Annotated in this window: 13 protein-coding genes; 11 read left to right on the top strand and 2 right to left on the bottom strand. The window is 38.4% G+C overall.

What is annotated here, in order from left to right:
- Positions 1-77: 77 nt before the first annotated feature.
- Complete coding sequence (locus ACERII_RS22210) at positions 78-848, bottom strand: SDR family NAD(P)-dependent oxidoreductase (protein ID WP_373645162.1); 771 nt, start codon at positions 846-848, stop codon at positions 78-80.
- A gap of 327 nt (positions 849-1,175) precedes the next feature.
- Here ACERII_RS22210 and ACERII_RS22205 point away from each other — a divergent pair, with 327 nt between their 5' ends.
- On the top strand, positions 1,176-2,348 hold the full coding sequence (locus ACERII_RS22205) for a DUF5050 domain-containing protein (protein ID WP_373645161.1): 1,173 nt from the start codon (positions 1,176-1,178) through the stop codon (positions 2,346-2,348).
- A gap of 275 nt (positions 2,349-2,623) precedes the next feature.
- Positions 2,624-2,908, top strand: coding sequence for a hypothetical protein (locus ACERII_RS22200; protein WP_373645160.1), 285 nt, complete (start codon positions 2,624-2,626; stop codon positions 2,906-2,908).
- A 292-nt stretch (positions 2,909-3,200) separates the two neighbouring features.
- Here the strand turns inward: ACERII_RS22200 and ACERII_RS22195 are convergent, their stop codons facing one another.
- The gene (locus ACERII_RS22195; protein ID WP_373645159.1) at positions 3,201-3,377 is read right to left on the bottom strand and encodes a hypothetical protein; all 177 of its coding nucleotides are present in this window, start codon (positions 3,375-3,377) and stop codon (positions 3,201-3,203) included.
- 371 nt (positions 3,378-3,748) lie between these two features.
- On the opposite strand from ACERII_RS22195, the gene ACERII_RS22190 reads away from it, so the two are divergent.
- The 9 genes from ACERII_RS22190 to ACERII_RS22150 all read left to right on the top strand — a co-directional run bounded on the left by ACERII_RS22190 (position 3,749) and on the right by ACERII_RS22150 (position 11,857).
- Positions 3,749-4,375, top strand: coding sequence for a TetR/AcrR family transcriptional regulator (locus ACERII_RS22190; RefSeq protein ID WP_373645158.1), 627 nt, complete (start codon positions 3,749-3,751; stop codon positions 4,373-4,375).
- 35 nt (positions 4,376-4,410) lie between these two features.
- A complete protein-coding gene (locus tag ACERII_RS22185; protein ID WP_373645157.1) occupies positions 4,411-5,340 on the top strand; it encodes an ABC transporter permease in 930 nt (309 codons plus the stop codon).
- Positions 5,341-5,352: 12 nt separating this feature from the next.
- A complete protein-coding gene (locus ACERII_RS22180; protein WP_373645156.1) occupies positions 5,353-6,267 on the top strand; it encodes an ABC transporter permease in 915 nt (304 codons plus the stop codon).
- Entirely contained in the window at positions 6,257-7,261 is a 1,005-nt protein-coding gene (locus ACERII_RS22175; RefSeq protein ID WP_373645155.1) for an ABC transporter ATP-binding protein, read from the top strand. The genes ACERII_RS22180 and ACERII_RS22175 overlap by 11 nt, the downstream gene beginning before the upstream one ends.
- Positions 7,254-8,231, top strand: coding sequence for an ABC transporter ATP-binding protein (locus ACERII_RS22170; protein WP_373645154.1), 978 nt, complete (start codon positions 7,254-7,256; stop codon positions 8,229-8,231). Before ACERII_RS22175 ends, ACERII_RS22170 begins: the two co-directional genes overlap by 8 nt.
- A gap of 20 nt (positions 8,232-8,251) precedes the next feature.
- The gene (locus tag ACERII_RS22165; RefSeq protein WP_373645153.1) at positions 8,252-9,784 is read left to right on the top strand and encodes an ABC transporter substrate-binding protein; all 1,533 of its coding nucleotides are present in this window, start codon (positions 8,252-8,254) and stop codon (positions 9,782-9,784) included.
- A 168-nt stretch (positions 9,785-9,952) separates the two neighbouring features.
- Positions 9,953-10,372 (top strand): hypothetical protein, encoded by a 420-nt coding sequence (locus ACERII_RS22160; protein WP_373645152.1) that lies wholly within the window; start codon positions 9,953-9,955, stop codon positions 10,370-10,372.
- Between the two features lie 494 nt (positions 10,373-10,866).
- Positions 10,867-11,301 (top strand): ferritin-like domain-containing protein, encoded by a 435-nt coding sequence (locus ACERII_RS22155; RefSeq protein ID WP_373645151.1) that lies wholly within the window; start codon positions 10,867-10,869, stop codon positions 11,299-11,301.
- 202 nt (positions 11,302-11,503) lie between these two features.
- Positions 11,504-11,857: a SpoIIAA family protein gene (locus ACERII_RS22150; protein ID WP_373645150.1), complete on the top strand. Its 354-nt coding sequence runs from the start codon at positions 11,504-11,506 to the stop codon at positions 11,855-11,857.
- Positions 11,858-11,875: the final 18 nt, after the last annotated feature.

The following is an 11,875-nucleotide window of genomic DNA, read 5'->3' as shown; positions in this document are numbered from 1 at the left end:
TAGTTTCCAATCTGGAGTTGCTAAAAAGGCGGTTAGTTAGTTTAGATTGATTATAATTAGAAGCACGAGAACCGTCCCTACTGCTTCCCTAATAGAGTTTGTATTAGCTTTCTTGGTAAAAATCTAGGTAAACTCGCTACGAATCGAAATGTAAATCCTGGTACGACGACAGGATCTCCTTTTAACACTGCTTTATATCCAATTTTTGCAACATCAGTTGCAGTCATCCCATATTTATTAAAAAGGGGTTCCATTTCCCCCACGTTTGCAACTTTTGCAAAGTTTGTTTTTGTAGGTCCAGGACAAAGAGCTGTGACGGCAATATCTCCTTTTCTTCTTAATTCTGAGTGTAAGGATTCAGAAAAGGACAGTACATATGACTTTGTAGCAGCATAGACACTCATAGAAGGAACAGAAACAAATGAAGCGACTGAACCGACGTTCAGTACTCGTCCATATTTTTTCTCAACCATATCTTGAGCAAATAGATGGGTTAGCTCCGTTAAAGCAAACATGTTTAGCTGCATCATGTTCGTTTGTTTCTCTAACTCTAGCTCTGTAAATTTTCCAGTCATTCCATAACCAGCGTTGTTCACTAAGACATGGACATGCATCCCAATGTCTTTCACGTGATTATATAGATCTTTAGGAGCGCCAGGTGAGGAGAGATCTTTTGATATAGTCACTATATCGATAGTATCATCAGCTAGCTCCTCTTTTATTTTAGTTAACAATTCGGTATTCCGCGCAACAAGAATCAAATTATATTTATTACCCGCAAATATCTTCGCTAACTCGTATCCAATACCACTGCTAGCACCCGTAATTAATACTGTTTTATTTATCATGGTTCACACCTCATAAGGGATATTTAATCTGTTTAGTATAGCCACATATATTATATAGGAACATCACTGAATAAAGGAAGCATAGGGGACGGTTCTTAGTGCTTCTTTGGAGAATTATTCTAATTTGTATCTGGGAATCATCACATTAGTGGAGACTATTGTTATTTTAGATTATTCTGTTCTGTATTTTTTTCCTGTGCGTATCGTAATAATAGAAAACGAAGTTCTTTGCCGAGAAAGAAAAGGTTGTTATATAGAACGTAAGGCATTATAATTGGTTTATAAATTCTATATAAAGAACACGATGGTGTCGGAAGGAGTTGGTCTATGATGAATTATTATGATGTTTTAGGAGTTCATTACCGTGCTTCTAAGGAAGAAATTAAACAGGCATATCGACAAATGGCAAAGCTTCATCATCCTGACGTTGGTGGAGATCCTAATTTTTTCAAGCAAGGGCAAAAAGCATATAAAATTCTCATAGATAACCAACTTCGAATGCAATATGATGCTTATTTTTCCACTACACTAGTTGGACAGCAAAAGGGTAAATCGTATGAATGGCAGGAGATGAATTGGAAAAAACAAAAGTCACCACGTTACAACAAGCATGATAACACTCATAATGATCGTTCAAAAGCTCCAATAATAAAACCAAGAAATGTACACGCAAATATTCAAAATGGCGGATTTGTAACTACAGATGGACAGTGGATTTATGTAAGTGGAAAACAAGGACTTTATAAAATGAAAGAAGATGGATCGGAGTTAGAGAAGCTTTTTCACAGTGATGTAAGTTATCTTAATGTACGTGGTCCTGAACTATTTTTTAGCAACAGTACAGGAGTTTTCCAAATAAATAGTAGATTAAACTATCTATCAAAAAAAGTAATAAATAGAGAGGTTCGCAATTTAGTAGTGTACGAGAATAGTTTGTATTTTTTACTACCAAATCAGTTGGGAATCTATAGAACGGATCTGAATGGTCAAAATGGGCATGTTCTCACTCATGATGAGGCTCTACAAATGGCGATTCAAGATAATTGGATATATTATACACGGAGAGCTGATGGCATTTCCCGATTGTACAAGATGAGAATAGACGGAACGGAAAAGCGATTGATGATGAAAAATGGAGTGGGCTCCTTTGCGGTCGATGGAGGCAGTATTTACTTCTTAAATTTAAGCTCGTGGTTTGGCAATCTTTGCAAGATCCGCATCGATGGTGTTGGAAATATTTATCCCGTTCAAAATATTTATTCAGAGAGCTTAATTGTTTGTGATAAAAAGATCATTTATATTAACGGCAGGGAAGGGGGACAAGGGAAGGGAGAACTTTATATTAGCGAAGCAGCTAGATTGCATGAAGTAAAAGTCGCAGGTCCAGATAAGAAGGAAGTGCGTGGGATTAATTTTGTAGGAGACTGGATCTACTATCATGATGTCGGTGGCCTATACCGAATACATATAAAAAGCTACGAAAAAGAGAAGGTTGATTGAAGCACTGGGAAGCACAGGGGACGGTTCTCGGTGCTTCTTTTTATAGTTATTCTAATTTCTTCCGTCCTTAAATTAAGTTATAGAAGTACGTTATTCTAGGAGGCGCACATATTATGATTTTTCAACGATCACTTCGATTCGGTATGTATTATTTCTTCCTTTTCCTCGCCCCAAACGACTCTATGAAACTATCTATAGGAAAATTCGTATATTAGTAAAACTTACAATGATCGCTGACAGTTGTATAGAAATTCATTGTTTAATGGAGGAGTATTATGTTAGAGTTTCTTGGAGTATTAGCAGTGTTATTATTCATCTTTTCCCCTGTGATACTTTCATACAGGACCAAAGATAAATCGGACGTTTCAAATAAGGAATTATCAATAAGGAATTTATTAGCTTCAAAATGGTTTGGTGTAACATTTATTATGTTACTGTTATTTGGTGTTTATACTAATAATGGAATAACAGGAATTTTCTCAACTGTTATTATGGCATTTGGTATTTCTATTTTACTATCATTAACGATTAATTTAATTATATATAAAGTAATAAAGTAATGAGGCTGAGACGAAAGTGTTTCCATCGCTGAGATATCCGAACGAAATGATCCTTGCGTATAGTATTCGCTAAGGAAATATACTTCGCGTTCCGCGGGCGGGGCTGGTGAGCTGCCAAGTACTTAAGCACTCCTGGGGTCTGGGGTCTCAACCCTTGCCTTTTGATCCCGCCGGAGTCTTCGTATCTTTCCACCGCTAAGGCTACCTATCGTACGTATATTCAGATCTACACTTTCGTTTTGGCCCAGCCTCATTGTATTTATGGTAAGTACATATGGAGTAAGTGTTCTTGTTAATAAGCTACTAATGTATTATGGAAATCACTAGACTTCTTTCGATACGGTTGTCCTCCTTCTATACTTGAAGAATGATTAAACTCACTAAAGAGTGAAAGGATAAGTAAATCGAAAGCTGTCGCCATGACCTCGTTCCAAATAACCTGCCAGATTAACCTGTGATATTCTCTCATTTTTCACCGCTCATATATATCATAACCAATCTAAACATATACCCTTTTTCATCTATATTTACAACATGAGATTGCTGACAAAAGGAACAACTTGAATCAATTACATTTTCTTCACATTTTTTAATTAAAATAAGTTGACAGATGAATGGATTGAAAATATAGTAATCTTATCGGAATTATACATATACATTATGATAGGAAAAGGAATCATGAATAAATAAACACCCTAACTAGCTCCCGAACTGACTGACGTGTCAATCAAATCACTGACAAAAAAACTGACTGACGTGTCAATCGAGACAAATAGCAAATCACTAGCAGACAAATAAAAAAAGCAAGACACTAAATACTATATATTCATCGGAGGAACTATGAGTACACAGTTAGATCGTCGAAGACAGTTAATGGATAGTGCATTAGAAGAGTTTGCAACGAATGGCTATTATGCAACAAAAATTGCATCTATTGTGGAGCGTACTGGCGTTGCTCAAGGGACATTTTATTGGCATTTTAAAAGTAAAAAAGAAATCGCTCTTGCTATTCTAGCGGAGGGAGAGCAAGCGTTATTAAATGTGATTGAGTCTGGATACCGGAAGGAAGTAGGTACGGTCACGGAGATGTTAGATTCTTCGCAGAGCTTGATGACCCATTTGTTTACGTTTGCGAAGGAAAACCGCGATTTAATGAAGCTTCTATTTTTAACAGGACAAAATGCGGAAGACGAGATTTTAGATTTAATTCAAAAGATAAATCAAGATTTAGAAGATGCATTCAATCGTAATATCCATCGAGCGACTGATCTAGGAATGCTGGAAAAAAGAGATTCTAAGGATCTTAGAGGAACGATGTTAACGAATCTCGTAAAAGGGATGATTCAACGTTGGCTATTCAATCAAAACGAGAATCAAGACTCCATTTCCTCGCTGAATCCTGAGGATATTGCGAAGGAAGTTGTATATTTTGAGTTTTATGGATTACTAGGTGCTTCCCAAGATTAGGAAGAAACGTGAAAACGAAAATAGGAGGTGGGGAGTTGATTCAGTACGTAAGAAGGTCTTTATTACAAGTAATTCCTAGTCTTTTTATCATTTCATTCATTATATTTATCCTTGTATACGTAGCTGGAGATCCAGTAACTTTGATGCTCCCTGAAACTGCGACACAAGAAGATCGTGAAAGATTAACAGTTGCTCTAGGATTGGATCAACCATTTCATATGCAATACGTGCAATATGTTACCAATATGCTCCAAGGTGATTTTGGAACATCGTATGTGTATCGCCAACCAGCATTTGATCTTGTAATGGAACGATTAGGAATTACCCTGCTACTTGCGGCATGTTCCATGTTAGTGGCAATCGTTATCTCTATTCCATTAGGCCTACTTGCTGCATTGTATCGAAATTCAGTCATTGACTTTTTTATTTCGGCCATTTCCATTCTTGGAAAAGCAATGCCGAATTTTTGGATAGGGATTATGCTAATTCTATTTTTTTCCGTAACATATCAAATCTTTCCGGTATCGGGGAGTGGAACGATTTCACATCTGGTTCTTCCATCGGTTACGTTAGGTGTTGCTTTAGCAGCTGAAATGACGAGACTTATTCGAGCGAGTGTGCTTGAGGTGATAGAACAAGACTTCGTTCAAACGGCACGAAGCAAAGGACTAGTGGAATCTCTTGTACTATCTAGACATGTCTTTCTTAATGCGCTTATCCCAGTAGTAACGATCATCGGTCTTCAGTTTCCACAGCTTATTGGAGGAACGATTGTTGTAGAAACTGTATTTTCATGGCCAGGAATTGGTAGATTGCTCCTTTCGGCGATGAATGCAAAGGATATGTCCGTCGTGCAAACAATTGTTTTTGTCATCGCCATTATCACAATTTTCACCAATTTATTAACGGATATGGTGTATCGACTGTTAGATCCTAGAATCAAATACGATAATCAATCGGAATAAGGAGGTGTAGTAATGGACGCAAAACGAGCTAGAAACTCAGTAGGATCGAGAACAATGTTTCACGTACGTAAGATAACATCCTTTGGGCCACATGGATTAATTGGTTTTGTGTTTTTCAGCATGATAAGCTTATTAGCAATTTTTGCTCCATGGATTGTACCGCACGATCCTTTCGTCATAGAAGCTACACAACGACTTATTCCACCAGCATGGATGGAAGGCGGATCCTCCACATTTTTACTCGGAACGGATCATCTAGGTCGTGATATTTTCAGTCGGTTAATTTATGGTTCGAGGATTTCCTTGTTAGTAGGAATTCTCGCAGTAGTTATAGCGGGTGTGATCGGCTTGTTTTTAGGATTAATTTCAGGATATTTCGGAGGAAGTTGGATCGATCAACTCATTATGAGAGTAGTTGATGCAATGCTAGCAATTCCCACTCTTTTACTCGTATTAGTCGTTGTTATTGTATTAGAGCCTGGACTTGCAACACTTATTTTTGTTATTGGAATAACAAGCTGGGTTCAATATACGAGGATCGTTCGAGGTGAAGTGTTAAGTATAAAGGAACGAGATTTCGTTCGGATGGCAAAAACAGCAGGGGCGAGTAACAAACATATTATTATGAAGCATATTTTGCCGAATGCTTTGTCATCGTTTACCGTGATTGCCACAATAGGGGTGGCAAACGCAATTATGACAGAGTCCTCTCTAAGTTTTCTCGGATTAGGGGTTCAGTCGCCAGATATTACGTGGGGAAGCATGCTAAACGATGGGAAAAATTATATCGCCACAAGTTGGTGGGTAGCCACATTTCCAGGCATTGCAATTACAATTACTGTTCTTTCCATCACGTTTATGGGCGATTGGCTTCGCGACTTCTTAGATCCGAAGCTGAAAAAAGGAGGAGATACGAATGAAACTTAACGAAGAGACGGTATCTCCTTTGCTTGAGGTAGACAAGATGACAACTGCTTTTACTACACGAGGTAAGGAAAAAAACGTGGTCGTAGATGCTATCTCGTTTTCCGTCAAAGAAGGGGAAATCGTTGCGATCGTTGGAGAATCCGGAAGTGGCAAGAGTATCACGTCGCTCTCCATTATGGGGCTTTTAAAGCGTGGGGGACAAGTCATTTCTGGTGCCATTTCCTTTGATGGGAAAAATATAGAGAGCATGTCAAAGCAAGAAAGACGTAAGTTACGTGGAAATGAAATGGCAATGATTTTTCAAGAGCCAATGTCATCTCTTAACCCAATGTTAAAAATTAACACGCAGATAGCAGAAGTACTGATAACGCATGAAAAGCTCTCTCGCACAGAGGTGGACAGAAAAGTGGTGCAATTGCTAAAGGAAGTGGAAATTCCTGATGCGGAAAATGTTGCAAAACGATTCCCACATCAGCTGTCAGGTGGGATGCGTCAACGAGTCATGATTGCTATGGCGCTAGCATGTAAACCACGATTACTCATTGCAGATGAGCCAACAACAGCGTTGGATGTAACAATTCAAGCACAAATATTAGCCTTAATCAAAGAGCTAAATCAACAGCATCATACAGGAATCATTCTTATCACACACGATTTGAGTGTAGTGGCGGAAATTGCGGATCGAGTCATTGTGATGTATGCAGGGAAAATTGTGGAAGAGGCAACGGTCTATAACTTGTTTGCTAATCCGCAGCACCCTTATACGATGGGGCTCATGAAGGCAATGCCCAAACTAGAAGAGCAAGTTGAATTTCTGGATGTAATACCGGGAAATGCTCCTTTTGGAAAAAGGCCGTCCGGCTGTCCTTTTCACACAAGATGTCCGAGAGTAACAGATGACTGTGTAGCCGCTTTCCCTGAAGTAATGAAAATTTCAGAAACACATGCAGTTCACTGTCTGTTCCCGGGAAAGGAAGGTGAAGAGGATGAGTGATAACTTGTTACTTTCCGTCGAGAATGTAAAGAAATATTTTTCCGTAAAAAAGAAGTGGCGTGAACAGCAGAAGTATATTAAGGCTGTGGATGGTGTGACTTTTCATGTGGTGGAAGGAGAAACCCTTGGAATTGTTGGGGAGTCAGGTTCCGGAAAGTCTACCGTTGCAAAGCTAATTCTCCAGTTGCTAACTCCTTCGGAAGGAACCATTTCATTTAAGGGGAAAAATATCGCGCAGCTTTCTTCTAGTGAAGGAAAAGAAGTGAAGAAAAACATTCAAACAGTTTTCCAAGATCCATATTCTTCTTTAAATCCAAGGATGAGGGCGAAAGACATCGTAACAGAGCCTCTTCTCATTCATCAAAAGCTATCCAAAAAAGAACGAGAAGCGATAGCGTTGCAGCTATTAGAGGAAGTTGGATTGAGTAGGGAGCATTTGAATCGTTATCCGCATGAATTTAGTGGTGGACAGAGGCAACGACTTAGCATTGCAAGAGCGATTTCATTAAAGCCAGATCTCATTGTATGTGATGAAGCAGTGTCCGCGTTGGACGTGTCGATTCAAGCACAAATCTTAAATTTACTAAAGCAACTACAAAGAGATCATGGAATTGCGTTTATTTTTATCGCTCATGGATTGCCAGCAGTAAAGCATATTAGTCATCGAATTGCGATTATGTACGCTGGAAAAATTGTAGAGGTTGCTGATCGAGAGGAGATGTTTACCTCACCGAAGCATCCTTACACAAAGGCGTTGATTGATTCGATTCCAACGTCAGATCCGTTTCAGCGAAAGGAACGGGAACTGATAAAAGGAGAGCCGCCAAGTGTCATTGATCGACCACCAGGCTGCCCTTTTCATACGCGTTGTCCGTACGCAGAGGAAATATGTAGAAGCAAGGAACCAAAATTAGAAGAGGTATCAAAAGGGAATAGCTTTGCTTGCCACTTCCCTTTGAATATAAATTAAGAACTTATAGGAGGAGAAACATGAAAAGAGTTATATATTCATTTTTTACCATCGTAGCATTTGTAATTGTATTAGCAGCTTGCTCAAACAATGGAAATAACGAAGGAAATACAAATGGTGATGCAAAGGATGATACGGATGAGCGTGTGTTAACTATTGCAAATCCTGCAGATATTAACACATTTGATCCGCAAAACAATAGTGTTATCACTACTTCTGCGGTTTTAGTAAACGTTTATAACAAACTAGTAAAACGTGACGCGGAAGGTCATATTGTTCCTGATTTAGCAACAACATGGGATCAAGTCGATGAAGTGACATGGGAATTTGAATTAGTGGACGGAGTTACGTTCCATAATGGAGATGCGTTAACGGCAGAAGACGTGAAATTTTCACTAGAGAGAATTGCAACGGACTCTTCCTTATTAATGCATGGTACATTTAACAAAATTCTAGAAGTGAATGTAATAAACAACACGACAGTACAAATTGTTACAGAAGATCCAGATCCTCAATTGTTAAGTCGTCTGTCTATTGCTGCAGCAAGTATACTACCTAAGGATTATTTTGCGGAAGTAGGAATTGACGAATTCTTACAAAATCCGATTGGTTCTGGGCCATATCAGTATAGTCAGTGGTTACGCGATGACCGAGTAGAGCTTGTAAAATTTGATGAGTATTTTGAGGGAGCACCAAAATGGGACACGGTTCGATTCCAAGTTGTACCGGAGGATTCAACGAGGGTTTCTGAATTGTTAACAGGTGGTATTGATATTGCGTTTAACATTCCAAGCTCCGATATTGAGCGTATTGAAGCGAATGATGGTACACATGTTGCGTTAGAACCAATTCAGCGTGTCATTCAGCTCTGGTTGTCAACAGAGGAGGATGCTCCTACAGCGGACCCTCGTGTTCGTGAAGCGATCGAACTAGCGATTGATAACCAAGTAATTATTGACCAGATATTAGAAGGAAATGCAACACCAACGAGAACTCATGTAAGTCCTGGTAATTTTGGAGCAGATGAATCATTATACAACACATATTTGTATGATCCTGACCGTGCAAGAGAATTACTTGCAGAAGCGGGCTATGCAGATGGAATTACAGTGGAGATTTCCGCTAACAACTACTACCGCGAAATCGGTGAAGTAGTAGGTGGAATGCTTGCAGCCGTTGGTATTACAGCGGATATTGAGATGATTGAGCAAAGTCAATTTGCTGATAGACTATTTAATCATGCATTAGCAGAAGGTGTTTTAGTAGGTTGGGGAAATGATATGTTCGATGGTAGTATTCTAGAGTTATTTAGAGAATCGAATGTAACGAGTTACTCTAATAGTTATGTGGAGGAATTATTAGATGCAGCTGCATACAACATGGACGAAGAAGAGAGAGCAGCTCAATATCGTGAAATTCAACAAATTTTAGCAGAAGAACGTCCAGTAGTTTACTTGTTCCAATTGAGAGGACGCTATGGTGTAAGTGATCGCATCAACTACACACCACGTCTAGATGAATTGTATTATGCGGATGAAATTGAATTAAATTAATATAAAAAGAACGAAAAATTGATAATGTCTAATTGTCTTTTAAACCTAATTGAATTCATAGATAAGTGAAATGGTATATTGACTACATGGGACCTAGTCAATGAAGAATAGAGAAAACCAGTACTACTTGGTTTTCTCACCATTTACTGAAGAATAGGAGTCTATAAAATGACAGCACATATTTCACAATGGGAAGCGTTTATGCTAGAAACATTAGTATCAAAAGGTATCTCGAGTACGGATCTTTTGTTTTTTCTTCAAACAAAGGATGTTGCTGCAATAGAAGTCTATGATACTAGTTTTGAGTATGAGGATCTACTTACTGCGTATGAAACGGATACAGAAAATATAACGAAAGCCGTTTTAGAAGGCTACTCAGTAAAGTTTTTAACGAAACTAGGCGTAAAAAAGTTGCTATCGTTAAAATTTGATTTGGAAGAAGGAACTGGATATCAAGTGAATGGAAACGTTTTTGAAGATGTTTCCATATCAAATAGTAAGCAGGAATTACTTCGAGTCATTCTATCTTCTAATTGGAAACTAGAAAAAGAAGAGAACTCGATCCGAATAGTTCCGATAGCCGGATAAATTTGTTGGAAGCAGTGGGGAAAGCAGTGGGGACGGTTCTCCCTGCTTCTTTTTATACTTATTCTAATCTAGTGGATGTAGAGATGATGTGGAATGGTATGAGTAGATATAGATTTCCACCATATGGCTTTGTATAAATAAACCACCCCCATACCTCTAAATAGGTACGGGGGTTCGTGTCTCTTATTAGGATTTTTCAAAAGATGCAATAAATCTACTATATTTCATTGGGAAGCTGATGAAGGAAAGAGCACCTTTTCTTAGCTTCAGATAGGATATTTTTATAATACCACTTTATTCTTCCCTTGTTTTTTCCCGTGAAGTAGCTTCTGATCTGCTCTGTTAATAATACTAGAAATTGATTGATCATCGTCATACAAGAGTACTCCCGGATCATGTCACCTTACCATACTTTTTGCAGAAATATGTTTAACTATGATAGAAGCGGGAACGGAATTACTATAAGCGAAAATCATGATATAAAGGTGGTTTTTATGAGTAGTAAAATGCAAGAGTTAATTGATGGATTAAATGTAGATCTAGCAAATGAGTATGCGGCGAGCATTATGTACACGAACAATGCTGCTGTTGTATCAGGATTGTATCGGCAAACATTAAAGCCATTCTTTGAAAGTGAAATTTCAGACGAACAAGGTCATGCTCTTTATTTAGCAGAAAAAATTAAAGTGCTCGGTGGAACTCCGACAACCACACCAGCAGAAGTGAAGCAACCGTCCGATGTAAAAGAAATGCTACAGGAAGCACGAGAAGCAGAAAAACAAACAATTGAGCGTTATGAAGTACGAAAACAACTCGCGGAAGAGCTAAATCAAACGGAACTAGTTGTAAAACTTGAAGATATGATTGCAGACGAGACACATCACATGGAAGAGCTAGACCGTATTCTTGCAGATGCTCGGTTTCACTAAGGTAATGTGGTAGCTTTGGATAGAAGTTTCCATGCAAGTTTTCAATTGTATGGAAAGATAGTTTGTTATGAAAATGGACAAGGGCCACTCATCAAAAGTGGCTGATAGCAACTGGAAAAAAATGATGATGTTTTTTTATAAAAGTACAGAATTCACACTGATCACGAAAAGGGAACGAACTCTAAACGAGGGAGGCAATATAATGATAACCGTAAAGCCGATCGATTTAGAAGCTATCATGGAAGTGGTTGTGAACGGGAAGATAACGAAAGAGGATATGGAAGAGTTTGAACAACTTTTTAAAGAGAAAAAAGAGAAGTACGGCAAGGTAGATCTACTGATGGAGGTTCATGAGATTCAAGGATACTCCATGCAAGCGGTCATGGAAGACTTACAATTCAGCGCAAAACACTGGAGAGACTTTAACAAAATTGCTATTCTAACCGATAAAAAGTGGATCCAGATAGCTTCAAATATTAGTAACGTGTTACCAGGAGTTGAAGTGAAGCACTTTGACCTTGTTGAAAGAGATAAAGCATTGTATTGGTTGGATTAGTTCGATCATGGAGCGGAA

Source organism: Evansella sp. AB-rgal1 (assembly GCF_041820985.1).
In the GTDB taxonomy this organism is placed as follows: domain Bacteria; phylum Bacillota; class Bacilli; order Bacillales; family Salisediminibacteriaceae; genus Evansella.
This window is presented reverse-complemented; position numbering and strand designations above follow the sequence as displayed.